21 protein-coding genes are annotated in these 25264 nt (G+C 73.5%); 7 read left to right on the forward strand and 14 right to left on the reverse strand.

Annotated elements, in window-relative coordinates; genetic code table 11:
- Window positions 1-195: 195 nt before the first annotated feature.
- Entirely contained in the window at window positions 196-1788 is a 1593-nt protein-coding gene (locus AC07BF_RS09720) for a PucR family transcriptional regulator (protein ID WP_363579221.1), read from the reverse strand.
- A 450-nt stretch (window positions 1789-2238) separates the two neighbouring features.
- Between AC07BF_RS09720 and AC07BF_RS09725 the strand changes: the two genes are divergently transcribed.
- The 5 genes from AC07BF_RS09725 (at window position 2239) to AC07BF_RS09745 (ending at window position 9206) form a co-directional block, all read left to right on the forward strand.
- Window positions 2239-3126, forward strand: coding sequence for an FAD binding domain-containing protein (locus AC07BF_RS09725; RefSeq protein WP_363616778.1), 888 nt, complete (start codon window positions 2239-2241; stop codon window positions 3124-3126).
- Window positions 3123-3611 (forward strand): (2Fe-2S)-binding protein, encoded by a 489-nt coding sequence (locus AC07BF_RS09730; protein WP_350875362.1) that lies wholly within the window; start codon window positions 3123-3125, stop codon window positions 3609-3611. Before AC07BF_RS09725 ends, AC07BF_RS09730 begins: the two co-directional genes overlap by 4 nt.
- The gene (gene pucD / locus AC07BF_RS09735; protein ID WP_478333175.1) at window positions 3608-5977 is read left to right on the forward strand and encodes a xanthine dehydrogenase subunit D; all 2370 of its coding nucleotides are present in this window, start codon (window positions 3608-3610) and stop codon (window positions 5975-5977) included. The genes AC07BF_RS09730 and pucD overlap by 4 nt, the downstream gene beginning before the upstream one ends.
- Window positions 5978-6330: 353 nt before the next feature.
- Window positions 6331-7833, forward strand: a complete 1503-nt coding sequence (locus AC07BF_RS09740) for an NCS2 family permease (RefSeq protein ID WP_478333176.1) — start codon at window positions 6331-6333, stop codon at window positions 7831-7833.
- A 116-nt stretch (window positions 7834-7949) separates the two neighbouring features.
- Window positions 7950-9206: an XdhC family protein gene (locus AC07BF_RS09745; RefSeq protein WP_478333177.1), complete on the forward strand. Its 1257-nt coding sequence runs from the start codon at window positions 7950-7952 to the stop codon at window positions 9204-9206.
- Window positions 9207-9215: 9 nt separating this feature from the next.
- On the opposite strand, the gene AC07BF_RS09750 is transcribed toward AC07BF_RS09745, so the two are convergent.
- The 13 genes from AC07BF_RS09750 to AC07BF_RS09810 all read right to left on the reverse strand — a co-directional run bounded on the left by AC07BF_RS09750 (window position 9216) and on the right by AC07BF_RS09810 (window position 24345).
- Window positions 9216-9836, reverse strand: coding sequence for a LysE family translocator (locus AC07BF_RS09750; RefSeq protein ID WP_363579233.1), 621 nt, complete (start codon window positions 9834-9836; stop codon window positions 9216-9218).
- Window positions 9837-9870: 34 nt separating this feature from the next.
- Window positions 9871-10209 carry a PIN domain-containing protein gene (locus AC07BF_RS09755; protein ID WP_478333178.1) on the reverse strand — a complete coding sequence of 113 codons (339 nt, stop codon included), beginning with the start codon at window positions 10207-10209 and terminating at the stop codon, window positions 9871-9873.
- A 74-nt stretch (window positions 10210-10283) separates the two neighbouring features.
- A complete protein-coding gene (locus AC07BF_RS09760; protein WP_478333179.1) occupies window positions 10284-12095 on the reverse strand; it encodes an SDR family oxidoreductase in 1812 nt (603 codons plus the stop codon).
- Window positions 12092-12955 carry a M24 family metallopeptidase gene (locus tag AC07BF_RS09765; protein WP_363630680.1) on the reverse strand — a complete coding sequence of 288 codons (864 nt, stop codon included), beginning with the start codon at window positions 12953-12955 and terminating at the stop codon, window positions 12092-12094. The genes AC07BF_RS09760 and AC07BF_RS09765 overlap by 4 nt, the downstream gene beginning before the upstream one ends.
- A gap of 27 nt (window positions 12956-12982) precedes the next feature.
- Window positions 12983-14068, reverse strand: coding sequence for a PDR/VanB family oxidoreductase (locus tag AC07BF_RS09770; RefSeq protein ID WP_478333180.1), 1086 nt, complete (start codon window positions 14066-14068; stop codon window positions 12983-12985).
- 109 nt (window positions 14069-14177) lie between these two features.
- Complete coding sequence (locus tag AC07BF_RS09775; protein ID WP_363579243.1) at window positions 14178-15110, reverse strand: metal-dependent hydrolase; 933 nt, start codon at window positions 15108-15110, stop codon at window positions 14178-14180.
- Between the two features lie 266 nt (window positions 15111-15376).
- Window positions 15377-16156, reverse strand: a complete 780-nt coding sequence (locus AC07BF_RS09780; protein WP_063350013.1) for an IclR family transcriptional regulator — start codon at window positions 16154-16156, stop codon at window positions 15377-15379.
- 326 nt (window positions 16157-16482) lie between these two features.
- A complete protein-coding gene (locus tag AC07BF_RS09785; RefSeq protein ID WP_478333181.1) occupies window positions 16483-17943 on the reverse strand; it encodes a catalase in 1461 nt (486 codons plus the stop codon).
- Window positions 17944-18044: 101 nt separating this feature from the next.
- A complete protein-coding gene (gene alc, locus AC07BF_RS09790; protein WP_478316591.1) occupies window positions 18045-19304 on the reverse strand; it encodes an allantoicase in 1260 nt (419 codons plus the stop codon).
- A gap of 9 nt (window positions 19305-19313) precedes the next feature.
- Window positions 19314-20717 carry an allantoinase AllB gene (allB, locus tag AC07BF_RS09795; protein ID WP_363579247.1) on the reverse strand — a complete coding sequence of 468 codons (1404 nt, stop codon included), beginning with the start codon at window positions 20715-20717 and terminating at the stop codon, window positions 19314-19316.
- A 198-nt stretch (window positions 20718-20915) separates the two neighbouring features.
- Complete coding sequence (locus AC07BF_RS09800; protein WP_363579249.1) at window positions 20916-22058, reverse strand: glycerate kinase; 1143 nt, start codon at window positions 22056-22058, stop codon at window positions 20916-20918.
- Between the two features lie 424 nt (window positions 22059-22482).
- Window positions 22483-23370 (reverse strand): 2-hydroxy-3-oxopropionate reductase, encoded by an 888-nt coding sequence (locus AC07BF_RS09805; RefSeq protein WP_363579251.1) that lies wholly within the window; start codon window positions 23368-23370, stop codon window positions 22483-22485.
- A 129-nt stretch (window positions 23371-23499) separates the two neighbouring features.
- On the reverse strand, window positions 23500-24345 hold the full coding sequence (locus AC07BF_RS09810; RefSeq protein WP_363579252.1) for a TIM barrel protein: 846 nt from the start codon (window positions 24343-24345) through the stop codon (window positions 23500-23502).
- Window positions 24346-24569: 224 nt separating this feature from the next.
- Here AC07BF_RS09810 and AC07BF_RS09815 point away from each other — a divergent pair, with 224 nt between their 5' ends.
- Window positions 24570-24815: a thiamine-binding protein gene (locus AC07BF_RS09815; protein ID WP_079136014.1), complete on the forward strand. Its 246-nt coding sequence runs from the start codon at window positions 24570-24572 to the stop codon at window positions 24813-24815.
- Complete coding sequence (locus AC07BF_RS09820) at window positions 24812-25192, forward strand: helix-turn-helix domain-containing protein (protein WP_363579254.1); 381 nt, start codon at window positions 24812-24814, stop codon at window positions 25190-25192. The genes AC07BF_RS09815 and AC07BF_RS09820 overlap by 4 nt, the downstream gene beginning before the upstream one ends.
- Window positions 25193-25264 lie beyond the last annotated feature (72 nt).

Here is a 25264-nt window from a genome sequence, read left to right on the forward strand (position 1 = left end):
CCGTCCTCCAGCCTCCCCTCCCCCCCCCCCCCCCTCTCCCCCACCCCCCCCCCCCCCCCCCCCCCCCCCCCCCCCCCCCCCCCCCCCCCCCCCCCCCCCCCCCCCCCCCCCCCCCCCCCCCCCCCACCCCCCCCCCCCCCCCCCCCCCCCCCCCCCCCCCCCTCCTGCGTGGGGCACGGCTCTCAGGCCCGGCCGTCAGGCCAGTTCGAGCGCCAGGTAGAAGTCCACCCGGTCCTCCAGCCGGGAGAGGTCACGGCCGGTCAGCTCCTCGATCCGGCCGATCCGGTAGCGCAGGGTGTTGACGTGGACATGCAGCTGCGCGGCGCAGCGCGTCCAGGAGCCGTCCGAGCGCAGGAACGCCTCCAGGGTGCGGACCAGGTCCGCCTGGTGCTCGATGTCGTACGCGATCACCTTGTCCAGCAGCCGGCCGCGGAAGGCGCGGCGGACCTCGTCCGGGACGGCCGCCAGCAGCAGCACGTGCGAGGCCAGCTCCTCGGGGCCCGCCACGCAGACCCGGCCGACCCGGGCGGCGGCGATCCGGCGGGCGTGCCGGGCCTCCTCCAGGGCGCCGCGCAGGCCGCCGGCCTCGGAGGCGGGGGCGGAGACGCCGAGGGTGATCCGGCCCTCCGAGCCGAGGCCCGCCTCCAGCGGGGCGAGCAGGTCGCGCAGGGTCTCGGCGGGCACCGGGCCGTCCAGGGCGGGCAGCACCACGACGGCGCCGGCGCCGGCCCCGGCGACCAGCGCGCGGTCGGTGGTGCCGCCCAGCGCCTCCTCCAGGACGGCGCGCACCACACCCTCGGGCAGGCCGGTGCCCTCGGCGCTGAGCACCAGCCAGGACCCGTCCTGGGCCTGGGGTTTGGGCTCGACGCTCTCGTAGCGGGCGGCCATCGCCGAGGAGGCGTACAGGGTGCGGCTGATCTCGGCCGGATCGGCGTCGCGCTGGAGCAGGGCCAGCACCTCGTCAGCGAGGCGACGGCGCAGCCGGCGGCCCTCGTCGCGGCGGTGGCGCTCGGCGGCGACCAGCCGGGCCAGGTTCTCGGCGAGCTGCTGGCGCTTGGTGGTCCACTCGGTGACGTCGCCGGCCACCGCGAGCACCCAGTCGGCCAGCGGCGCCTGGTGGTCGGCCGAGGCCGGGGCGGGCAGCAGCGAGTAGGAGCCGCCGGCCAGGCGGGCCCGGTGCGGGGGGCGGCGGCGCTGGCGCTGGGCGCCGAGGTGGGCGCGGACCAGCTGGTCGCGGTCCTCGGCCGGGAGGCGGTCGGCGGGGCCGGCGATCACCGCGCCGGTGGGGGTGAGCACCCAGCAGTCGAGGTCGAGGTCGCCGCCGAGCAGGTCCAGCACCGCGTCCAGGCCGCCGCCGCCGGCCGCCGAGACCAGCAGGCGGTGCCGGTCGACGAGGGCGGCGAGGTCGGCGGCGCGGTCGGCGGAGACCTGGCGGCCGATGAACTCGGTGACGGTGCCGAAGGCGATGTCGTCGGGGACGGCCAGCAGCGGCATCCGGTGCCGTCGGCAGGCCTCCACCAGGTCCTCGGGCACCGGACCGACCTCGGCCTCGCCGGCCGCCAGGGCGACCGCGCCGCCGGCCACGATGGTCCGCACGAACCGCTCGGAGTCGGCCGGGGCGGTGCGCCACAGCATGCCGGTGAGCACCAGCTCGCCGCCGTGCAGGTAGCGGCCGGGGTCGTGCAGGTCCGTGGTCATGACACCGCTGACCTGCCGGTCCAGCTCGTCCTCGGCCGCGAGCAGGCGCAGTCGCGGGGCGCCGGGGGCGAGCAGGTCACGGACACGCATCCGCGGACTCCTAACGGGGGCTGAGGGTGGGACGGGGCTGGGGGTGGGCCGAACGGGGGAGGCCCGGGCGTTCGGTCGGGGGTCACAGTGTGCCCGAACATCCGTACTTGTCGTCACGTCCGGGCGGGCGACCGGATCACGGGCCCGTCGCTTGCGAATCACGGCCGGATTACGGTCGTAGGTAGCACCTGGTGAACACCTGGGCTGCGCATTCCTCTCCTTAGAGGAACGTACAGGATGCCGGGCGGGAGCACAGCCGGGGCTTCATGCCATCGGTGACTGCCAGTGGGCCCCGTCCCGGCGGTTCACTGGGCGACACGCCGCCGGACGCAGCCCGGTGACCGGGGCCCGACGCGGAGGCGACGAAGCGGTCGGTTGAGAGGTCCGAACACCGAGTTCCGGGCACTGTGCCCACCCGTCCGGCAGGCGACGACTTGAGGAGACACCCGCATGGAGTTCCTTCGGCCCGCTACCTGGGACGAGGCACTCGCGGCGAAGGCCGAGTACCCGACCGCGCTGCCCATCGCGGGCGGTACGGACGTCATGGTCGAGCTGAACTTCGACGTGCACCGGCCATCCGCGATTCTCGATCTGAACCGCATCACCGAGCTCACCCAGTGGTCGAACGACGGCGGCGTCGTCAGGCTCGGCGCCTCCGTCCCCTACTCCCGGATCATCGACGAGCTGTCCGGGCCGCTGCCCGGGCTCGCGCTGGCGGCCCACACCGTCGGCTCCCCGCAGATCCGCAACCGCGGCGGCGTCGGCGGCAACCTCGGCGCGGCCTCCCCGGCCGGCGACTCCCACCCGGCGCTGCTGGCGGCCGGCCGGGACGTCCTGGTCGAGGCCGCCTCCGTGCGCGGCACCCGGCTGATCCCGATCGACGACTTCTACGTCGGCGTGAAGCGCAACAGCCTGGAGGCCGACGAGCTGATCCGGGCCGTGCGCATCCCGGTGGCGGACGGCCCGCAGCAGTTCTCGAAGATCGGCACCCGCAACGCCATGGTGATCGCGGTCTGCGCCTTCGGTTTCGCCCTCCACCCGAAGAACGGCACCGTCGGCACCGGCATCGGCTCGGCCGCCCCCACGCCGCGCCGCGCCGTCGAGGCCGAGGAGTACCTGGCGGGCGTGCTCGCCGAGCGCGGCCTCTGGGAGTCCGGCGACCTGCTGGGCGCCGAGGTGGTCCAGCGCTTCGGCGAGCTGGTCAAGGCCGCCGCCTCGCCGATCGACGACGTCCGGGGCACCGCCGACTACCGCCGGCACGCGCTGGCCGTGATGGCCCGCCGCACCCTCACCTGGACCTGGAACGACTACAGCAAGCAGATCAGGAGCGCGGCATGAGGGTGACTTTCACCGCCAACGGCAAGCCGGTCGAGGCGGACGACGTCTGGGAGGGCGAGAGCCTCCTGTACGTGCTGCGCGAGCGGGTCGGCCTGCCGGGCTCGAAGAACGCCTGCGAGCAGGGCGAGTGCGGCTCCTGCACGGTCTACCTGGACGGCGTGCCGGTCTGCAGCTGTCTGGTCGCGGCCGGCCAGGTGCAGGACCGCGAGGTGCGCACGGTCGAGGGCCTGACCGGGGAGAACGGCGAACTGGGCCTCGTCCAGCAGGCGTTCATCGATGCCGGCGCCGTCCAGTGCGGCTTCTGCACCCCCGGCCTGCTGGTGCAGACCGACGCGCTGCTGGAGCGGGACGCCCAGCCGAGCGACAACGACATCCGCGAGGCGCTGTCGGGCAACCTCTGCCGCTGCACCGGCTACGAGAAGATCATGGACGCGGTGCGGCTGGCGTCCGCCCGCACGTGCGCCGGAAAGGCCGTGTCGCAATGACCACCCGCACCATCCAGGGTCAGAAGAACCTCCAGGACATCCGGCAGGCCAGCAAGGACGGCATCGGCGGCTCGCCGCTGCGCCCGGACGGCCACCTCAAGGTCAAGGGCGAGTTCGCGTACTCCTCCGACATGTGGCACGAGGACATGCTCTGGGGCATGGCGCTGCGCTCGCCGCACCCGCGCGCCACCATCCTGTCGGTGGACATCTCCGAGGCGCTCAAGGTGCCCGGCGTCTACGCCGTCCTCACCCACCAGGACATCCCCGGCGCGAAGTACTACGGGCTGGAGATCCAGGACCAGCCGGCCCTGGCCATCGACAAGGTCCGCTACCACGGCGAGGCGATCGCCCTGGTCGCGGCCGACCACCCGGAGACCGCCCGCCGCGCGGTGAAGAGGATCAAGGTCGAGTACGAGGTGCTCACCCCGATCGTCACCGAGGAGCAGTGCCTCGACCCCGCCACCCACGGCTACGTGCACGAGCCGCACGAGTACAAGTCGCACGGGTACGGCAACATCTGCCACGAGCAGCGGCTGGTCTCCGGCCTCGGCGTCACCGACGAGGTCCGCGCGCTCGCGGACGTCATCGTCAGCGGCGACTACGAGGTCGGCATGCAGGACCAGGCCTTCCTCGGCCCCGAGTCCGGCCTCGCGGTGCCCGCCGAGGACGGCGGCATCGACCTCTACATCGCCACCCAGTGGCTGCACGTCGACCGCCAGCAGATGGCCCCGGTCCTCGACCTGCCCGAGGAGAAGGTCCGGCTCACCCTGGCCGGCGTCGGCGGCGCCTTCGGCGGCCGCGAGGACCTGTCGATGCAGATCCACGCCTGCCTGCTGGCCCAGCACACCGGCAAGCCGGTCAAGATCGTCTACGCCCGCGACGAGTCCTTCTTCGGCCACGTGCACCGCCACCCCGCCAGGATGCACTACGAGCACGGCGCCACCCACGACGGCAAACTGGTCTTCGCCGACTGCCGGATCGTGCTCGACGGCGGCGCGTACGCCTCCGCCTCGCCCGCCGTGGTCGGCAACGCGGCCTCGCTCGGGCACGGCCCGTACGTGATCCCGAACGTGCGGATGCACGCCATCGCGCTCTACAGCAACAACCCCTCCTGCGGCGCCATGCGCGGCTTCGGCGCCGTCCAGGCCGCGTTCGGCTACGAGTCGCAGATGGACAAGCTGGCCGCCGAACTCGGCATGGACCCGGTCGAGTTGAGGCAGCTCAACGCCATGTCGGAGGGCGACCGCATGCCCACCGGCCAGCAGATCGACTCGCCCGCCCCGGTCGCCGAACTGCTGCGGCGCGCCAAGGAGATGCCGCTGCCGCCGCCGCTGGACACCGAACACCCGGACGTGCGCCAGCTCCCCGGGGCGCTGTCCAACACCTCGCACGGCGAGGGCATCGTGCGCGGCGTCGGCTACTCGGTCGGCATCAAGAACGTCGGCTTCTCCGAGGGCTTCGACGACTACTCCACCGCCCGGGTGCGCCTGGAGGTGATCGGCGGCGAGCCCGTCGCCATGGTCCACACCGCGATGGCGGAGGTCGGCCAGGGCGGCGTCACCGTGCACGCCCAGATCGCCCGCACCGAGCTGGGCGTCGAGCTGGTCACCATCCACCCGGCCAACACCGAGGTCGGCTCGGCCGGTTCGACCTCCGCCTCGCGCCAGACGTACATGACCGGCGGCGCCGTGAAGCTGGCCGCCGAGGCGGTCAGGCGGGCGCTGATCGAGAAGGGCCGCCGACGCTACGGCTGGACCCACGGCGACATCACGCTGATCGCCGGGAAGGTCGTCTCGGAGAGCGCCGGCGTGCTGGTCCCCATGGTCGACCTGCTCGGCGACGAGGCCATCGACCTCACCCGCGAACACCACCACCGCCCGACCGTCCCCTTCGACAAGGAGACCGGGCAGGGCTTCGGCCACGTCCAGTACACCTTCTGCGCCAACCGCGCGGTGGTCGACGTGGACGTCGAACTGGGCCTGGTCAAGGTCGTCGAGCTCACCGCCGTCCAGGACGTCGGCAAGGCGCTCAACCCGCTCTCCGTCGTCGGCCAGATCCAGGGCGGCTGCACCCAGGCGCTCGGCCTCGCCGTGATGGAGGAGATCATCGTGCGGGACGGGAAGGTGCGCAACGCCTCCTTCACCGACTACCTGATCCCCACCATCCTCGACACCCCGCCGATCCCGGTGGAGATCCTCGAACTGCCCGACCCGCACGCCCCGTACGGGCTGCGCGGCGTCGGCGAAGCCCCGACCGTCTCGGCGACGCCGTCGATCGTGGCCGCCATCCGCAACGCCACCGGCCTGGCCCTCAACCGGATCCCGGTCCGGCCCGAGCACCTCACCACGGAGGCCCCCGGGGCCTGACGCCCCCGGAGCCCGCGAGCTCCCCCGGGCTTCAGGCCCCGGGGAGCAGGAGAACCTCCCCGGGCTCCAGCGACGGGGAGCAGGAGAACCTCCCCGGGGCGGCGACCGTCTTCCCCGCCGCCCCGGGGCCGCTCCACCGCGCCCCCACTCGCGTGCACCGCCCAACGGCACGCGACCGCACCATCCCGCTGCCTCTCCCACGCCGGGGTTCTGCAGCGGTGCGCACCACCCACGCACCGCAGGCACCGCCACAGTGCGCCCAGTGAGTCGAGCAGTCCCCCTGCGCCAACCTCGTTGACTGGCAGTCAGGTCGGCTCGCCCACCCCAACCCCCTTTGACACTTGGGAGTGGACATGACCCGGATCCCCACGGAACACAGCCCCACGGAACCCGGCCCCACGGAAGAAAGACCCGCCGAGGACGACACCGCCACGCCGGCCCCGGCCCCGGCCCCCGCACCGAAGAACGCACTGGACGCGTACTTCAAGATCACGGCCCGGGGATCGACCTTCGGCAATGAGATCCGCGGCGGCCTCACCACCTTCATGGCGATGGCCTACATCGTGCTGCTCAACCCGATCATCCTGAGCGGCGCCGACGTCAACGGCCTCAAGCTGGACCACGCGCAGCTCACCACCGCGACCGCGCTCGCCGCCGCCGTCACCACGATCCTGATGGGCGTGGTCGGCAACGTCCCCCTGGCGGTCGCCGCCGGGCTCTCCGTCTCCGGCGTGATCTCCGCGCTGGTGGTGCCGCACACCACCTGGCCCCAGGCCATGGGCCTGTGCGTGATCTACGGCCTGCTGATCGTCCTGCTGGTCGTGTCCGGGCTCCGCGAGAAGATCATGAACGGCATCCCGCTGCCGCTCAAGCACGCCATCACCATCGGCATCGGCCTCTTCGTCTCGCTGATCGGCCTGGTCAAGGCCGGCTTCGTGCACACCGGCGGCCCCACGCCGCTCGCGCTCGGCCCCTTCGGCGAGCTGGCCGGCTGGCCCGTCCTGGTCTTCTGCCTCACCGTGCTGACGATCTTCGTGCTGCTGGCCCGCAACGTCCGCGGCGCGATCCTGATCGGCATCGCCGGCGGCACCGTGGTGGCCTTCGTCATCAACGCGGTCGCCGACCTCCCCGCGAAGACCTGGGTCAGCTCCGCCCCGGTGTGGCCGGGCAGCCCGGTCTCCGCGCCCGACTTCGGCCTCTTCGGCCACGTCGACCTCTTCGGTGCCTTCGGCAGCCACGGCCTGGGCGCCATCAGCGCCTCGGTCGCCGTCTTCACCCTGGTGCTGGCCGGCTTCTTCGACGCGATGGCCACCATCATCGGCGTCGGCACCGAGGCCGGGCTGGCCGACAAGCAGGGCCGGATGCCCGGCCTCTCCAAGGCCCTGTTCATCGACGGGGCCGGCGGCGCCGTCGGCGGCCTGTCCGGCGCCTCCGGCCAGACCGTGTTCGTCGAGTCCGCCACCGGTGTCGGCGACGGCGCCCGCACCGGCCTCGCCTCGACCGTCACCGGCGGCGTGTTCGCGCTGATGCTGTTCTTCTCGCCGCTCGCCGCGATCGTCCCGACCGAGGTGGCCTCCGCCGCCCTCGTCGTGATCGGCTCGATGATGATGAGCCAGGCCCGGCACATCGACTGGTCCGACCGCAAGGTCGCCATCCCGGCCTTCCTCACCTGCACCCTGATGCCGTTCACCTACAGCATCACCGCCGGTGTCGCCGCGGGCGTCATCTCGTACACGGTCATCAAGGCGGGCACCGGCAAGTGGCGCGAGCCCGGCCCGCTGATGTGGATCCTCACCGGGGTCTTCGTGGTCTACTTCGCGCTCACCCCGATCAAGTCCTGGCTGGGCGTGCACTAGGACGTGTCTGACCCTCTCGGCCGGAGAGGACCTGGCCGCACCGCCGCCGTGCGGGAATCGTTTCCCGTACGGCGGCACCTCCCGTCTACCCTCGCTTGTGTAAGGAGCTCCCCGACATGCAGGACATCGCCGAGCAGTTGCAGGCCTGGCACGCGGCCGGGCGCTCCTTCGCCGTGGCCACCGTCGTCGGCGTCTCCGGCAGCGCGCCCCGCGACCCGGGGGCGGCCCTGGCCGTCGACGCGGCCGGCGAGGCGATCGGCAGCGTCTCCGGGGGCTGCGTCGAGGGCGCGGTCTACGAGCTGTGCCAGGCTGCCATCGAGTCCGGCGAACCCGTGCTGGAACGGTTCGGCTACAGCGACGAGGACGCCTTCGCCGTCGGCCTGACCTGCGGCGGCGTCCTCGACGTGTTCGTCCAGCCGATCCGGCCCGGGGCCGACGACGGACTCGACGCCGGCATCGCCTACATCGCCTCCGGCACCCCGGTCGCGCTCGCCCGGGTGATCGCCGGGCCCGGCGGGCTCGTCGGCGCCACCGTCGCCGTCACCGCCGACACCCACCACGGTGCCCTCTCCCCCGTCCTCCCCCCCGCCCCCTCGACGGCCCAGCCGTCGCCCGCCACCACCCTTCCGGCGACGCGCCCCGCGCGACACCTCCTGACCGCGCTGGAACGGGCGGTCGTCACCGAGGCCCGGGCCATGCTCGACGCCGGACGCACCGGCCGGATCGTGCTCGGCCTCGACGGACGCCCCTGCGACGACCGCGACCAGGGCACCGTCACCTGCTTCGTCGAGTCCTACGTGCCCGCACCGCGGATGCTCGTCTTCGGCGCCATCGACTTCGCCGCCGCCGTCGTCCGGATCGGCCGCTTCCTCGGCTACCGCGTCACCGTCTGCGACGCCCGGCCCGTCTTCGCCACGAAGCGGCGCTTCCCCGAGGCCGACGAGGTCGTCGTCGACTGGCCTCACCGCTACCTCGACTCCCAGCTCGACCGGATCGACGGGCGCACCGTGCTCTGCGTGCTCACCCACGACGCCAAGTTCGACATCCCGCTGCTGGAACGCGCACTGCGGCTGCCGGTCGGCTACGTCGGCGCGATGGGCTCGCGCCGCACCCACCGCGACCGCGAGGCGCGGCTGCGCGAGGTCGGGCTCACCGAGGCCGAGATCGGCCGGCTGCGCTCCCCCATCGGCCTCGACCTCGGCGCCCGCACCCCCGAGGAGACGGCGGTCTCCGTCGCCGCCGAGATCATCGCCCACCGGCGCGGCGGCAGCTGCCTGCCGCTCAACGCCGGGGACGGCCCGATCCACCACGAGGCACCGGCCACCCCCGAGGAGCCCCGGGCACGACGCACGCGACGGACGCACGCCGCCTGAGGCCGACGGTCAGTCGCTCAGCGCCAGCTTCACGCCGAAGCCCACCACCACCGCGCCGGTCACCCGGTCCATCAGCCTCCGGGCAGCCGGGCGGCGCAGCCAGCCGCGCAGCGCCCGGGCGAAGCCGACCAGGACGGTCGACCACAGCACGCCCTCCACCACGTGGACGCAGGTGAGCGCCACTCCGGCGGCGAAGTGCGGGGCCCCGGCGGGGATGAACTGCGGCAGCACGGCCACGTAGAACACCCCGACCTTGGGGTTCAGCAGATTGGTCAGCGTGCCGCGCCGCCAGCCGTACCCGAAGCCGCCCTCGGCCGGCTCCTCCTCGACCGCCACCTCCCCGCCCCGGCTGCGCAGCATGCCGACGCCCATCCACACCAGGTACGCGGCCCCGCCCCAGCGCAGCACCTCGTACGCCACCTGCGAGGCGGTCAGCAGCGCCGTCACCCCGGCCGAGGTCAGCGTCCCCCAGACCAGCGTCCCGGTCTGGATCCCCAGCACCACCCCCCACGCCTGGCGCCGCCGCCCGAGCGCGGACGTGCGCAGCACCAGCGCGGTGTCGAGCCCGGGTGTGAGCGTGAGCAACCCCACGACGAGGGCGAAGGACCACAGAGCCGTTGTCATCTCCATGGGCCTCGATGCTCTCACAGGCCCGATGGGGCCCTCAGTCCGCCGTCCCCGGCTGGACGACCCACTCGGTCGGCTGGCCGGTGACGGCGGCGATCATGTCGTAGTCCCCGTCGTCGTGCAGGACGGTGACGCTGTGGCGCTCGGCGGTGGCGGCGATGACGAGGTCCGCCACGGACAGCACCCGCCAGTTTCCGGCGGCGGTGAGGAGTGCCTGCACTTCGATGGCGCGGTCCCACACCTCATCGGGCGTAGTCAGCCAGTCGAAGCCACGCAAGCCCTCCCGGATGCGATCGGCGTCGGCCTTGGACCGGGCGCTGTGCATGATCTCCAGCTCGACGGCTCCACAGAGCGCGAGCCGCCCCTCGTTGAACAACCGGTCGATCTCGGCCTGAACCGCCGACTTGGAGTATCAAAGGCTGTCCGATATCGCAGACCCGCAGGGGCCGCTCAGGTGACGTTGAGGCGGGCGGCCAGGCGCAGGAGGCCGGGGCTGAGGCGGGAGAGGAAGCGGGCGGCCTTGGCCTCGGGGGTGACGGGGACGACCGGCTTGCCGGTGCGGACGGCGGTGAGGATGGCGGTGGCGACCTTCTCCGGGGGGAAGCCGCGGCGGGCGTAGAGCCTGGCGGCGCGGGCCCGCTTGGCGGCCTGCTGGTCGGCGGTGGTCGCGGAGAAGGTGGAGGTGCGGGTGATGTTGGTGTTGACGATGCCCGGGCAGATGGTGGAGACGCCGATGCCGTGCCCGGCGAGTTCGGCGCGCAGGCAGTCCGAGAGCATGAACACCGCGGCCTTGCTGGTCGCGTACGCGGTGAGCGCCTTGGACGGCAGGTAGGCGGCGGCCGAGGAGACGTTGACCAGGTGACCGCCCTGGCCGCGGTCGGCCATCAGCGTGCCGAAGGCGCGGCAGCCGTGGATGACGCCCCAGAGGTTGACGTCCAGGACGCGCTGCCACTCCTTCTCGGTGGTCTGCAGGAACGTCCCGGAGTGGCCGATGCCGGCGTTGTTGACCACCACGTCGGGCACCCCGTGCTCCTCCGCGACCGCCTGCGCGAAGGCGTCCACCGCCGCGCCGTCGGCGACGTCCACCCGGTAGGCGTGCGCCTGCGGGCCGATCAGCGAGGCGAGTTCGGCGGTGCGCTCGGCGGCGGCGAGGTCGAGGTCGCAGACCACGACGCGGGCGCCGTCCTCGGCGAAGGCGAGCGCGGTGGCCCGGCCGATGCCGCTGCCGCCGCCGGTGACGACGACCAGCCGGCCGTCGCCCTGCTCCCGGGTCGGCTCGGCGCTTCCGCGTTCGATGCGGGTGGTGAACTCGCGGACCATCTCGGCCACGGTGGCTCCCTTCTCCAGCAGCGCCGACCAGTGGCCGGCGTGCAGCGTCCGTCGGGTCAGCTCGGGCACCCAGCGTTCCAGCCCCTCGGAAAGGAACGGGGCGACGTAGCGGTCCCGGGTGAGGGTGATCAGCTGGACCGGCACCTGCGTCGGCCGCTCGCGCGGACTGCGCAGCGTGGGGCGGAAGTTGGCCCGGTACAGCTCGATGCCGCGGACGGCATCGCGGCGCAGGCCGGGCTGCGGGTGGTCGGGCCGCGGGGTGACCTGCTCCAGGTCGCGCAGCACCCGCGGCCAGGCCCGGGCCAGGCCCAGGCGCCACACGCCGGGGGCGAGGAAGGGCAGGTGGAAGGCGGTGATGTACCAGGAGTGCAGGCCCTGGTGGAGGAGTTGGCGCAGGTGGCGCGGGGTGGGCCGGCGCATCCGGTGGCGCAGCCAGTACCCCACGTGGTCCAGGCAGGGGCCGGACATGGTGGTGTACGAGGCAATCCGCCGCTCGGAGCCGGGCGCGGTGACGGCCTCCCAGGACTGCAGCGAGCCCCAGTCGTGGGCGACCACGTGCACCGGGCGGTCGGGGCTGACGGCGTCGGCGACCGCGAACAGGTCGGCGGCCAGGCGGTCCAGCCGGTAGCCGTCCCGGGTGGCGGGCACTCCGGACCGGCCGGCGCCGCGCACGTCGTAGCGGACCACGTGGTGGTCGCGGGCGAGGTCGGCGGCGACGTCGTCCCAGACCGCGTGGGTGTCCGGGTAGCCGTGCACCAGGAGGACGGTGGGTGCGGCCGGGTCGCCCTGTTCGAAGACGGCGAGCGGGAGGCCGTCGGAGTGCACGGTGCGGCGGCGCACGGGCGGGGCGGCCAGCGCCTTCGGGGCAGCTGCGGCGTCCGGGGCCTGCGAAGCAGCCGGGGCGTCCGGGGCGTCTGCGGCGGGGGTGGTCATCGGGCGGCCTCCAGGGCAACGTCGTGGGCGGCGCCCGCCGTCCAGCGGCGGACGTGCGGCAGGTCGTCGTCGAGCCAGTGGGCGTCGTCCTCGGTGACCACCAGCAGTTCCTCGAACTTGATGCCCACGCCGCGGAAGCCGATGTGCGGCTCGACCGCCCACAGGCCCGGGGTGGGCGCGTGCCGGGACGACCGGCCGTCCGCCCAGAGCGGTGAACGGCCGTGCAGGCGCTCGGAGATCAGTTCGCGCCCGAGGGTCTGCAGGGTGCGCACGCCGAAGCCGAAGACGTTGACCCCGGCCGGGCCGCGCACGGTGGTGCGGGTGACCTGATGGCCGATCACCCGGCCCGGGTAGACCTGGTGGCGGTTGTCGTAGCCGTGCGCGGCAATCTGCGCGTCCACGGCCGCGTACACCTCGTTGAGCGGACGGCGGGCGCGCACCTCGGCGAGGATCAGCTCGCGGTACACCTGGAGGTCGGCGGCCAGGCGGTCCCAGACCCGGTTCTCGCCGACCTTGCCGCCGTAGCCGATGTCGGCGGTGTATCCGTCGACGATGGGCGCGCAGTCCAGGACGTACGGCATGCCCTCCTCCAGGCGGCGGTTGCCGGCGAAGAACTGGAGCGGGGTGTGGAAGTGCCGGAAGGCCGTGCGGTCGCCGAACCAGGCGAACGGGACGTGGAAGAAGTCCTGCACCCCGGCGGCGACCAGGCGGCGGCGCAGCTCGGCCGTGGCCTGGCGCTCGGTGACGCCCGGTTCGATCCAGGCGGCGACCTGTTCGGCGCAGTGGTAGGCGAGTTGCTGGGTCTCGCGGAAGCGGGCGAGGTCGCGCTCGTCGTAGGGGAAGGTCGGGGGGTTCGCCATCGGGGCTCCTTCTACAGGTCGAGCACGCTACAGGTCGAGCACCAGGGTCTCGCCCTCGGCGGCCCGGGAGACGCAGGGCAGCACGGCGCCGGCGGCACGCTGCTCGGGGGTGAGCCGGCGGTCCCGGTGCTCGGGCGTGCCGGCCAGCAGGCGGACCTCGCAGGTGCCGCAGAAACCCTGGTGGCAGGAGTACGGGAGGTCGGGACGGGCTTCGCGCAACACGTCCAGGGCGGAGCGGTCGGCGGGGACGTCCAGCGCCGGGCCGTCGGCGCCCAGGCGCAGGGCGAAGGGCGCGCCACCGATGATCGGGGCGGCGCCGAAGCGCTCGAAGTGCAGCGCGGTGGAGGGGGATTCGCCCAGGGAGCGCTGCACGGCGGTGAGCATCGGAGCCGGGCCGCAGCAGTAGACGGCGGCGCCGCGCGGGGCGTGCGCGAGCAGGTCGGCGCCGGTCGGCACGCCGTGCTCGTCGTCGGTGCGCAGCACCACCCGGCTCGGGTCCAGGGCGCGCAGCTCGTCCGCGTACGGGAGGGTGTCGGCGCTGCGGCCGACGTGCACCAGGCGCCAGTCCAGGCCGTGCCGCTGCGCCTCGCGGGCCATCGGGAGCAGTGGGGTGATGCCGATGCCGCCGGCGAGCAGCAGGACGGCGGGCTCGGCGCAGAAGGCGAAGCCGTTGCGCGGGCGGCGGGCGGTGAGGCGGCTGCCGGGGTGCAGGGTGTCGTGGATCTCGACGGAGCCGCCGCCGCCCTCGGGCAGTCGCCGTATGGCGATCCGGTAGGCGGCGCGGTCGGCGGGGTCGCCGCAGAGCGAGTAGTGGCGTTCGCGGCCGGAGGGCAGGGCGAGGCGCAGGTGGGCGCCGGGCTGCCAGCCGGGGAGCGGGCCGCCGGAGGGGTCGGCGAGCCGCAATTCGACGACGTCGGGGGTGAGTTGGCGGCGGGCGGCGACGACCAGCTGGAGCGGCGGGGTGGGGCGGCTGAGCGGGCGGCGGGGGTTGCGGCGCAGCAGGGGGCTGCCGAGGGCCGGGGTGTAGCGGTCGCCGAAGGCGGTGAGCCGGCGCATGAACGCGTCGGCGCGGGGGCGGCCGTAGAGGTCGGGGGGCGGGTTGAGCAGGTCCATCCGGCGGTCCTTGGCGTCTGGGAGGGGGCGCGAGCGACAGGTGACAAGTTTCAGATTTCAAAGTTCAGATAACAGATAACGTCTTCTGTTATCTGTTATCTGAACTCCGTTACTTGACCCCTTGCCAGTGGCCCACTGCTGCCGCGCGGGCGGCCGGGGAGGCGGCGAGGTAGCCGAGGGCCTGACTGGAGGAGCCCTCCTGGGTGGGGTGGTAGCCGGGCCGCAGGTAGCGTAGGCCGGAGCGGATCGACCGGACCGGGTCGGGCAGCAGTCCGCGCCTGGCGATCCTGCCGGCCTCGCGCCAGGTGGGCTTGAGCCGTCCGTCGAGGGTGGGGTCGGCGGCGAGCAGGAAGCGGGCGCCGCGCACCCAGAGGTGGACCAGCAGCGGCCCGGAGACCGCCATGCCGCGGACCCGGCGCAGGTAGCCGGGGTCGAGGTGGACCATCAGGTCGAAGGCGACGCTGCGGTGTTCGACCTCCTCGGCGCCGTGCCAGCGCAGCAGGTCGAGCATCGTCGGGTCGGCCTTGGCGCGGTCCAGGCCCGGGGAGTTGAGCGCCCAGTTGCCGAGGAAGGCGGTGAAGTGCTCGATCGCCGCCACGAAGGCGACCCGCTCGATGATGTTCTCGCGTCGCCGCGCGGGGCTGAGCCCGGGCTTGTCGCCGAGGACGCGCTGGAACAGCCAGGCGATCTGCCGGACGTACGGACGCGGGTCGAGCCCCTGGCCGAGCAGGTGGTCGAGGACCTCCTGGTGCGCCTCGGCGTGGATGGCCTCCTGGCCGATGAACCCGAGGACCTCCTCGCGCAGTTGCTCGTCGCGGATGAGCGGCAGCGCCTCCTTGAAGACCTTGACGAACCAGCGCTCGCCCTCGGGCAGCAACAGGTGCAGCACGTTGATGACGTGGGTGGCCATCGGCTCGTCGGGGATCCAGTGCAGCGGCAGCCGGTCCCAGTCGAAGCGGACGTCCCGGGGTTCGAGGACGAGGCTGTCGTGGACGCGCGCGGCGGGGACGGCAAGGGCGGGTACGGGGGTGGAGCGGGGCACGGCAGGCCCTCCTGACCTCGGGGCGGCGGCTCGACTCAGGGAAACGTACTCGCGGGTAGCGGCTGGGACAAGGGGTTCGGCGACTCTTATCGACATCGAGTCTAATAAGTGACACCCTCCGGGACCGTCACCGGAAACACTTGCGAACGGACGCGCCCGTGAACGAACACGCCCGCGAACCGATGCGAGCCGACACGCCCACGAACAAACAGGCGAGCCCCGCCGGATCACTCGGATCCGGCGGGGCCCACGGGAACGACCGGCCGTCAGACCGCCATCGCCAGCATCAGCGGCGCCGCCCGGGCCGCCAGCAGCTCGGCGGCGGCCTTCAGCTTGTGCACGTTGTCCACCGGCATCGACGTGGCCAGGCAGCCGACCGTGCTGCCCGCCGTGATCGGGACGGCCGCGCACACCGTGCCGAGCGCGTACTCCTGGATGTCCAGAACCGGCACGGTGGCCGGCTGCCGCTCCAGCCGGTGCATCAGCTGGTCGGCGTCGGTGACGGTCCGGGAGGTGAGCCGGGCCACCGGGTGGCGGGAGAGGTGGTCCCAGCGGGCGTCCGCGTCGAGCTGGCCGAGCAGGCACTTGCCGATCGCGCTGGCGTGCGCGGTGGCCCGGAAGTCCACCCACTCCTGCACGGCCGGCGCGTACTCGGCCGCGGACACCGCCTCCACCGACAACTCGCCGTCGTGGTAGCGGGTGAAGTACACTGCCGCGCCCAACTCGTCCCGCAGCTCGGCGAGTTTGCGGTTCAGCCGGGCCTTCACCAGCTGCTCCCGGTTGTGCTGGCCGAGCAGGGCGAAGGTGCCGCCGAGCACCCAACCGCCGTCCTGGCACTGGAGGTAGCCCTCGATCTCAAGGATCTCGGCGAGCTGCCGGACGGTCGGCAGGCCGAGCGAGGTCTCCCGCGCGAGGGCGACCAGGGTGGCGCCGTCAGGGTGCCGGTCGACGGCCTCCAGCAGTCTGAGGGCGTGCTGCAGGGAGGTGAACGGGCCGGCGAGGCCCTGGTCCAGCGCGGCGTGGCGACCCGGGGCTGGTGTCGACATGTCGTCCCCTTCCGATGTCCCCCCACGGAGCGACCGCGGGCGCCTTCCAGCCTATCGACCCGGCGGGCCCGGCGACTGCCGTCCGTGAATATCCGTGAACATTCCGTGGAGCACCCACCGATCGCCTGGAGGAACGGTAGTGGAGGACAACGCGACGGCCCCCTCCCCCACTGCCCCGGGGGGAGGGGACCGTCCCGCGGCCGCCGGGTTGCGGGGCCCCGGCGGCCGGTGAGGGCGGGTCAGTCGGTCAGCGGGGCGTCACGCGCGGCGCGCCACGGCGGGGTGGCTCGGCCCTCGTTGCGCGTGGCGCGTCATGGCGGAGCGACTCAGCCCTCGTCGCCCGCCCGCAGCTTGGCGACGGCCGCCTCAAGGCGGGCGCCGTACTCCTCGTCCGCGGCGTGGAAGTGGGCGAGGTTCTTCTCGACCACGTCGTCGCGGCTCACCTGGGCGAGGAAGCCCGCGATGTTGTCGATCAGCCGGGTCTTCTCGCCCGCGGACATCAGCCGGTACAGCTCGCCGGCCTGGAAGAAGTCGTCGTCCTTGGTGTGGGCCGGCGTGGTGTAGGTGCCGGTGTAGCCGTCCAGCCGGACCGGCGCGGCGAGCGCGGTGTCGGTCTGGGCGGGGCCGTCGTACGAGTTGGGCTCGTAGTTCTTGCCGCGGCCGGACTTGTTGACGGCGTGGAGGCCGTCGCGGCCGTAGTTGTCCGCCTCGGTGGCGCGCGGGGCGTTCACCGGCAGCTGGGTGTGGTTGACGCCGAGGCGGTAGCGCTGGGCGTCGGCGTAGGCGAACAGGCGGCCCTGGAGCATCTTGTCCGGGGAGGGGCCGATGCCGGGCACGAAGTTGTTCGGCGAGAACGCGGACTGCTCGACGTCGGCGAAGACGTTCTCCGGGTTCCTGTTGAGCACCAGGCGGCCGACCTTGACCAGCGGGTAGTCGGCGTGCGGCCACACCTTGGTGAGGTCGAACGGGTTGAAGCGGTAGTCCGCGGCCTCGGCCACCGGCATCAGCTGGACGTAGAGGGTCCAGGACGGGAACACGCCGCGCTCGATGGCCTGGTGCAGGTCGCGCTGGTGCGAGTCGGCGTCGGCGCCGAGCACCTCGGCGGACTGGTCGCCGTCCAGCGAGCGGATGCCCTGGTTGGTCTTGAAGTGGTACTTGACCCAGTAGGCGTCGCCCTCGGCGCTGACCCACTGGTAGGTGTGCGAGCCGTAGCCGTTCATGTGGCGGTAGGAGGCCGGGATGCCGCGGTCGCCGAACAGCCAGGTGATCTGGTGGGTCGAGGCGGGCGAGTGGGCCCAGAAGTCCCAGACGTTGTCCGCCTCCTGCACGCCGGTGTACGGGTCGCGCTTCTGCGAGTGGATGAAGTCGGGGAACTTGAGCGGGTCCTTGATGAAGAACACCGGGGTGTTGTTGCCGACCAGGTCGTAATTGCCCTGCGCGGTGTAGAACTTCAGCGCGAAGCCGCGCGGGTCGCGCACCGCGTCGCTGGAGCCCAGGTTGCCTGCCACGGTGGAGAACCGCAGGAAGACCTCGGTGCGCTTGCCGACCTCGGCGAGGAAGTCCGCGCGGGTGTACTGCGACACCTCGTCGGTGACCTCGAAGTAGCCGTACGCGCCGGAGCCGCGGGCGTGCACGACGCGCTCCGGGATGCGCTCGCGGTTGAAGCGGGCCAGCTTCTCCAGCAGCTGCTGGTCCTGGATCAGCAGCGGGCCGTACTCGCCGGCCGAGGCCGAGTTCTGGTTGTCGGCGACCGGGGCGCCGGACTCCGTGGTCAGGATCTTGGACATGGAGGGTCCTTCAGGTGTCGATAAAAGCGTTGCGTGGAGAGTGATGTGACGTGGCATCAGTTCTCGGCGGGCGCGGGCTCCGCCGGATCACCGAACGGGCGTCAGACGCCCAGCAGGCGCCGGACCGCCGAGCGGCGGCGGGAGGAGTGCTCGCCGTCGGGGCCGTCGGCGGGCCGGAGCGCGGCGACGGCGCCGGCGGCCGCGGCCTGGTCCGCCAGCGGGCGGGCGGCGGTCAGCGCGGCGGCCTCGTCGGCGGTCAGGCCGGCCTCGGTGAGGGCCGCGGCGGCCTCGGCGGCCGGGACGGCGTTGAACCAACGCAGCGCGAGGGCCGCGCGGCCCGCCTCGGTGAGGCGGCCGGTGAGCCGGAGGCGGGCGAGGCCGCCGTCCGGGTGGACGTTGATGCGCACGTGGGTCATCGGGCGGCCCGCGTCGAGCCGGAAGCGGTGCCGGGTGTCGGGTTGCAGGCGGGTGCGGGGCAGGATCTCGAACCACTCGCCGTCGGCCGGGTCCGCCCCGGTCGAGGCGTCGAAGCCGACGAGGTCGGCCCAGCCGGGGGCATTGGCGACGAAGTGGGTGGTGTCCACCTCGGCGGCCAGGGCCTCACCGCCCCCGGCCAGGGCGATCTGCACCCAGTCGTTGGCCTTGTCGCGCCGACGCCGGGTCTCCCAGCCCTCGCCCATGACGGAGGCGCGACCGGGAGCGTTCAGGTTGTGCGGGGAGGAGAAGTAGCGGTCGGACGCCGCCTCGGCCACCCCGCCGTACTCCTGGGCGGCCAGGTCGAAGGTGAGGCCGTCCAGTTCGCGCGGGTCGGGCAGCACCTCGCCGTGGACGCGCAGCCGGGCGACGCCGCCGTCCGGGAAGATGTTGAGGCGGATGTGGGTGTAGCGGTTGGCGTCCTCGACGGCGAACTCGTGGGCGGTGTCGCCCTGGAGCGGGGTGCGCGGCACCAGCGTGGTCCACTCGGCGTCCGCCACTTCCTCGGGCGAGGGGTGGCCGGGCACGGAGGCGGCCTCGACGGAGGCGCTCTCCGGGTAGTTGCCGGTGAAGTGGGCGGTGTCCACCACCAGGCCGCGGACCACACCGGCGGCACCGAGCCGGACGATCGCCCAGTCGTGGTCCTGGTCGGTGGGGTGGGGCTGGTCGGCGGAGACGCCGCGGCGGCGCTTGGACTCCCAGCCGTCCATGATCTGGCCCTTGTGGCCGAAGGTGTGCGGGCGGAACTCGGCGGGCTTGGCGACCAGGAGGTTCTCGGCGTCGGCGAAGGTGTCCTCGTTGGTGGCGACGACGCCCGCGCCGAGCAGCCGCGAGGCCAGGTTGACCAGCTCGGTGAAGGGAGCGCTCGGGGTGTCGGCAGTGGTCACGAAGTCTCCTCAGGACGGGCGATCGGACGGGGTGGTGGGGGCGGCGGCGGGCCGGGTGAGCCGGCGGCCGAAGGGCTCGGCCGAGACGTCCACCGCGCGGCCGCGCAGCCAGGTGGTGCGGACCGCGCCGGTCAGCGTCCGGCCCGCGTACGGGGTCACGGGGTTGCGGTGGTGCAACTCGCGGGGGTGGACGGCGAATTCGCCGTCGGGGTCGAAGGCGACCAGGTCGGCGTCGCAGCCCGCCGCGATGGCGCCCTTGACCCCGGTGAGGCCGACGAGTTCGGCCGGTCCGGCGGACATCCAGCGGACCACGTCGGCGAGGCCGTGGCCGCGGCGGCGGGCTTCGGTCCAGATCGCCGGCAGGCCCAGCTGCAGGGAGGCGATGCCGCCCCAGGCGGCCGCGAAGTCACCGCTGCCGCCGTACTCGGGCAGCAGCTTGAGGTCGGGGGTGGAGGGCGAGTGGTCGGAGACCACGGCGATGAACTCGCCGTCCGCCAGGGCCTGCCAGAGCAGGTCGCGGTTGGTCTCGTCGCGGATCGGCGGGCAGCACTTGAAGGCGGTGCCGCCGTCCGGCACCTGCTCGGCCGCCAGGGTCAGGTAGTGCGGGCAGGTCTCGGCGGTGACCTGGACGCCGTCCTCGCGGGCCTGGCGCAGCAGCGGCAGCACGGCGGCGGAGGAGACGTGCAGGATGTGGACGCGGGCGCCGGTGCGCCGGGCGGTGTCGAGCAGGACGGCGACGGCGACGGTCTCCGCGTCGGCGGGGCGGGAGGCGAGGAAGTCGCGGTAGTGGACGCCGGGTTGCTGCGGGGCGGCGGCCAGCACGGCCGGGTCCTCGGCGTGGATGATCGCCAGCGCCCCGAGCCGGGCCTGCTCGGCCAGCGCGGCCTCCAGGTCCGCGGCCTCGACGTGCGGGAACTCGTCGACGCCGGAGGGGGCGAGGAAGCTCTTGAAGCCGAACACGCCGGCCTCGTGCAGCGGCGCGAGGTCCGGGACGTTGCCGGGGACGGCGCCGCCCCAGAAACCGAGGTCGACCCAGGCCTGGCCGTCCGCGGTCTTCCGCTTGGCGGCCAGGCCCTCCAGCGTGGTGGTGGGCGGGACGGAGTTGAGCGGCATGTCGATGATCGTGGTGACGCCGCCGGCCGCGGCGGCCCGGGTGGCGGTGGCGAAGCCCTCCCACTCGGTGCGGCCGGGCTCGTTGACGTGCACGTGGGTGTCGACCAGGCCGGGCAGCAGGGCGGTTTCGCCGAGGTCGGCGAGGCCGCCGTCGCCGTCGGGCCGGTCGCCCGCGAGGAGCGAGCCGTACGCGGCGACCTGCTCGATCTTCCCGTCCCGGATCAGCACGTCGGCGGGGCGCTCACCGTCGGGCAGGACCACCCGTCGGGAGCGGATCACCGCTGGCTGGCTGAAAGGCATGGGAGACCTCCGAAACCTGGAAGTTGGGGGTGGGCGCCGGGCAGGGACCGGGAGGGGAACCGGGCGGGAACCGGGCGGGGAAGCGAAGGATTGCCGGGAGCCTAGGCCCGCCTTCAACAAAACGTCAATGGAGGAACGTGCGAGGGAAACGCACGGGGGATCCGCGCGCCCCGTCGGCACGGGGGATCGGCCCGAAGATCAGCCGGACAGCAGCTCGCCCGCCAGCCGCTCCCCCGCGACCTCGGCCAGCTCGCCGGCCTTGGTCATGCTGTCCCCCGGCTGCTCCGCGAGGTCGGTGAGGGCGATCGCGGCGGCGAACCCGGCGGCCCGCCACTCGGGCTCGGACAGCTCCAGCCGCCCCGCCACGGCGGCCACCCGAACCCCCGCCCGGGTGGCCGCCGAGGCAACGCCGGCGGGGGCCTTGCCGTGGAGCGTCTGCGCGTCCAGACAGCCCTCACCGGTCACGACGAGGCGTGCCCCACGCACGGCCTCGTCGAAACCCAGCAGTTCGAGCAGCAGCTCGATACCGGGTCGCATGGTGGCGCCGAGCAACGCGAGGGCGGCGAAGCCCACCCCGCCGGCGGCCCCGGCACCGGGGGCGTCGCGCACGTCCCGTCCGGTGGCCAGGGCGACCTGGTCGGCGAAGCGGGTCAGGCCCTCCTCCAGGATCACCAGGTCGGCGCCGTCGGCGCCCTTCTGCGGGCCGTAGACGGCGGTGGCGCCGCGCGGGCCGAGCAGCGGATTGTCCACGTCGCAGGCCACGACGATCTCGACGCCGGCCAGTACGTCGGTCAGCGGGCCGGGCTCGATCCGGTCGAGCCTGCGCAACGCGGCTCCGCCGGGGGGCAGTTCGGCGCCATCCGCGTCGAGCAGGCGGGCCCCGAGAGCCTGGACCATGCCCGCGCCGCCGTCGGTGCAGGCGCTGCCGCCGAGGCCGAGCACGATCCGCTTGGCGCCGAGCGCCACGGCCCGGCCGATCAGCTGGCCGACGCCGTAGGAGCCGGCCGCGAGCGGGGCGGTGCGTCCGCCGGGGAGCCGGGCGAGACCGGAGGACTGCGCCAGCTCGACCACGGCGGTGTCGCCCCGCACGGCCAGCGCGGCGTCCACCGGCAGGCCGGTCGGGCCGGCCACCTTGGCCGGGACGCGGGTGAAGCCGGCCGCGAGCGCGGCGGCCAGGGTGCCCTCGCCGCCGTCGGCGACGGGCAGTTCGCGCACCTCGACGCCGGGCGCGGCGCGCCGGACGCCGGCGGCGATCCGGGCGGCGACCTCGGCACCCTCCAGGGTGCCCTTGAACTTGTCGGGAGCTACGACCACATGGCCCTGGTGGGGGGTGACGGGCATGGTGCGGTCCTCACTTCCGTACGGGGTCTGGCGATGTTTCGACAGCCTGTGCCAAGCATGGGCCCGGGTGCACCTGGGGTGCGACCCCCCGTCAGGAGAAACGCCCCCGGCCGGGAGATGCGCCTCCCGCCGGGAGGGTGCGACTCCCGCCGGGAGGTGCGACCCCCTCCCCGCCGTTCCCCTCGTCCCGCTTCCGACGTACGAGAGGCTCCCCTCGGCGGGGAGGGGGCCAGGCGAGGCGTACCGGCACGACCGAAGTGCCCCCGACAGGGGAGTACGCATCACCGGCTGGATCGACCGGCGGGCGGGCGGATGAGCCCCGGCCCGCCCGCCGGTCGGGTCTGGCCTCCTGGTGGCGCGGGCACGACCGGATGAGGTACACGCCACCAGGAGGAGTTCACGGGGGCCCGAGGAGCCCCGGGGCCTACTTGACCTCGCGGCCCGAGAGGCGCTCGACGCCGCGCAGCAGCGCCGAGTGGTCGAGCGAGCCGTCGCCGTTGGCGCGGGCGGAGGCGACCAGCTGGGCCACCACGGCGCCGACCGGCAGCGCGGCGCCCACGGCGCGGGCGGCATCGGTGACGATGCCCATGTCCTTGTGGTGCAGGTCGATCCGGAAGCCGGGGGCGAACTCGCGGTCGACCATGTTCGCCTTCTTGCGGTTCAGCACGGTCGAACCGGCCAGGCCGCCGCCGAGCACGTCCAGCGCGGCGGGCAGGTCGACGCCGGCGTTCTCCAGGAACACCACGGCCTCGGCGAGCACCTGGATGTTGACGGCGACGATCAGCTGGTTGGCGGCCTTGACGGTCTGGCCGGCGCCGGACGGCCCGACGTGGATGACCGTGGTGCCCAGGACGTCGAACAGCGGCTTGGCCTCGGCGAAGTCCTCGGCGGCACCACCGACCATGATCGACAGCACCGCCTCGACGGCGCCGGCCTCGCCACCGGAGACCGGGGCGTCCAGGGTGCGCACGCCCTTCTCCTTGGCGGCCGCCTCGACCTTCTGGGAGGTCTGCGGGGTGATCGAGGACATGTCGATCACGAGGGTGCCGGGCCTGGCGTTCTCCAGCACGCCGCCCTCGCCCAGGATGGCCTGCTCGACGTGCGGGTCGGCCGGGACCATGGTGATGACGACCTCGGCGTCCTTCACCGCGTCCGCGATGCTGGTGGCGCCGTGACCGCCGACCGCGACCAGGGCGTCGATCGGCGGCTGGGTGAGGTTGTAGCCGGTGACGTGGTGGCCGGCCTTGACCAGGTTGGCGGCCATCGGGCTGCCCATGATGCCGAGGCCGATGAAGGCGATCTTGCGGCTCATCGCGTCGTTCCTTACGTCGTTCGTGGGGTGGGGAGGGTGGGCCGGGCTTGCTCGGCGGCGTGCGGCCCGCCTGCTCGGCGGCAGCGCAGGGCCCGCCTGCTCGGCGCCTACTCAGCGCCTACTCAGCGGCTACTCAGCGGCGCGGTGCTCGCGCGGCAGCCACCCGAAGCTGTCGGCGCTGACGCCGGTGGAGGGGCGGTACTCCAGGCCGATCGGGCCGGTGTAGCCGGCGGCGGTGAGCCGGGCGAAGAGGTCCTCGAAGTCCAGTCCACCGGTGCCGGGCTCGTTGCGGCCCGGGTTGTCGGCGATCTGCACGTGGCCGAACCGGTCGGCGTAGGCGTCGATGACGGCCGGCAGGTCCTCGCCGTTCCTGGCCAGGTGGTACAGGTCGCAGAGGAACTTCGCGTTGCCCAGGCCGGTGGCCGCGTTGACCTTGTCGACCACCTCGACCGCGGCGGCCGCGGAGACCAGCGGGTAGTCCGGGGACTCCGCCGCGTTGAGGGCCTCGATCAGCAGGATCGCGCCGATCTCGTGCGCGGCCCCGGCGGCGAGCACCAGGTTCTCCAGCGCGAGGGCGTCCTGCTCGGCGGCCTCGACGCCTTCGATCCGGTTGCCGTACAGCGCGTTGAGCGCCTTGGCACCGAGCGAGGCGGCGAGCCCCGCGGCGACCGGGACGTTGGCCCGGAAGCGGTCCTGCTCGGAGGGCACCGAGACGGTGCCGCGGGCCCCGAGGGTGAGGTCGTCCAGGAAGTTGAGGCCGGTGAGCCGTACGCCCGCGTCGCCGAAGGCCTTGCGGAGGGTGTCCAGCTCGGCCTCGGACGGGGTGGGCTCGGCGCCGAAGGGCCACCACAGCTCGGCGGCGGTGAAACCAGCGGCCGCGGCCGCGGCGGGACGCTCCAGCAGCGGCAGTTCGCCGAACAGGATCGACAGGTTGACCGTGAAGCTGTGCCGGGAAGCGGCCGTCACGTCACTCACCTCTCACTCTCTTCCGAGATCCGCTACTTCCACGATCCGGAAGAGGGATTCTGCTTGGTGGAAGCATCTCCGGCTCGGCGAGCAGGTGTCAAGACCGCCGCAACGTTTTGTTGAAGAAGTCCGGACGTGAACCCGGAACCCCCTCTCGCCGGCACCGCGGGCGCCGGATCGACCGACCCCCGCCCGCCCGCACCGGCGCTCGCTACAGTGAGCACGTGCGATTGATGGTGGAGTTCACGACAGAACCGTTCGAACTGGACACGTTCCCCGAGCACGCCGCGGCGGCCCGCCAGGTCGTCGACGAGGCCGGCCTGGCCGTCTCGGTCGGCCCCTTCGGGACCGGCGCCGAGGGCGAGGCCGACCAGGTGCTCGCCGCGGTGACCAAGCTGCTCCGGGAAACCCTGACCGCGGGTGCGACCCGGATCTCGGTCCAGGTCAGCGTGCTCGGCGAGGAGGGCGGCACGCCGTGACCGAGCACGTGGAACACCCGCTCGCCCTGGCGATCAAGCCGCTGCTGGACGCCGTCGGCGCGACGCCCGTCCGACTGGACGAGGCAAAGTCCGAGGACGTCGTCCTGGAGTGGGAGGGCACCCCGGCGCTCGCCGTCCGGCTGCCGCACCTGAGCAGCGCCCTGGACCGCCTGCTGGCCGAGATGGCCCGCCAGTTCGACGGCCGCCCGCTGGCCGAGCTGGACCGCGGGGAGAAGCAGCGGGTCGTCGCCCTCCTGGAGGAGCGCGGCGCCTTCACCGTCCGCCACGGGGTCGAGACGGTCGCCTCGGCGCTCGGCGTCAGCCGGTTCACGGTGTACAACTACCTCAACCGCCAGGACGGCTCGAAGCCCTCCTGACCCCGGTCGATCCCCCGGTCGACTCCTCCAGGACCTCCTCCCGGCGGAAACCTTCCGGACAGGCGAACCCCG

It is taken from the genome of Kitasatospora sp. NPDC043950 (genome assembly GCF_056435345.1).

Bases quoted from the DNA above. Each gene is read 5' to 3' on its own strand.
- AC07BF_RS09730 (WP_350875362.1), top strand. From the start codon at position 3,123: ATGAGGGTGACTTTCACCGCCAACGGCAAGCCGGTCGAGGCGGACGAC.
- AC07BF_RS09725 (WP_363616778.1), top strand. From the start codon at position 2,239: ATGGAGTTCCTTCGGCCCGCTACCTGGGACGAGGCACTCGCGGCGAAG.
- AC07BF_RS09760 (WP_478333179.1), bottom strand. From the start codon at position 12,095: ATGACCACCCCCGCCGCAGACGCCCCGGACGCCCCGGCTGCTTCGCAG.
- AC07BF_RS09770 (WP_478333180.1), bottom strand. From the start codon at position 14,068: ATGGACCTGCTCAACCCGCCCCCCGACCTCTACGGCCGCCCCCGCGCC.
- allB (WP_363579247.1), bottom strand. From the start codon at position 20,717: ATGCCTTTCAGCCAGCCAGCGGTGATCCGCTCCCGACGGGTGGTCCTG.
- AC07BF_RS09805 (WP_363579251.1), bottom strand. From the start codon at position 23,370: ATGAGCCGCAAGATCGCCTTCATCGGCCTCGGCATCATGGGCAGCCCG.
- AC07BF_RS09720 (WP_363579221.1), bottom strand. From the start codon at position 1,788: ATGCGTGTCCGTGACCTGCTCGCCCCCGGCGCCCCGCGACTGCGCCTG.
- AC07BF_RS09745 (WP_478333177.1), top strand. From the start codon at position 7,950: ATGCAGGACATCGCCGAGCAGTTGCAGGCCTGGCACGCGGCCGGGCGC.
- AC07BF_RS09815 (WP_079136014.1), top strand. From the start codon at position 24,570: ATGGTGGAGTTCACGACAGAACCGTTCGAACTGGACACGTTCCCCGAG.
- AC07BF_RS09780 (WP_063350013.1), bottom strand. From the start codon at position 16,156: ATGTCGACACCAGCCCCGGGTCGCCACGCCGCGCTGGACCAGGGCCTC.
- AC07BF_RS09765 (WP_363630680.1), bottom strand. From the start codon at position 12,955: ATGGCGAACCCCCCGACCTTCCCCTACGACGAGCGCGACCTCGCCCGC.
- AC07BF_RS09750 (WP_363579233.1), bottom strand. From the start codon at position 9,836: ATGGAGATGACAACGGCTCTGTGGTCCTTCGCCCTCGTCGTGGGGTTG.
- AC07BF_RS09800 (WP_363579249.1), bottom strand. From the start codon at position 22,058: ATGCCCGTCACCCCCCACCAGGGCCATGTGGTCGTAGCTCCCGACAAG.
- AC07BF_RS09740 (WP_478333176.1), top strand. From the start codon at position 6,331: ATGACCCGGATCCCCACGGAACACAGCCCCACGGAACCCGGCCCCACG.
- AC07BF_RS09785 (WP_478333181.1), bottom strand. From the start codon at position 17,943: ATGTCCAAGATCCTGACCACGGAGTCCGGCGCCCCGGTCGCCGACAAC.
- pucD (WP_478333175.1), top strand. From the start codon at position 3,608: ATGACCACCCGCACCATCCAGGGTCAGAAGAACCTCCAGGACATCCGG.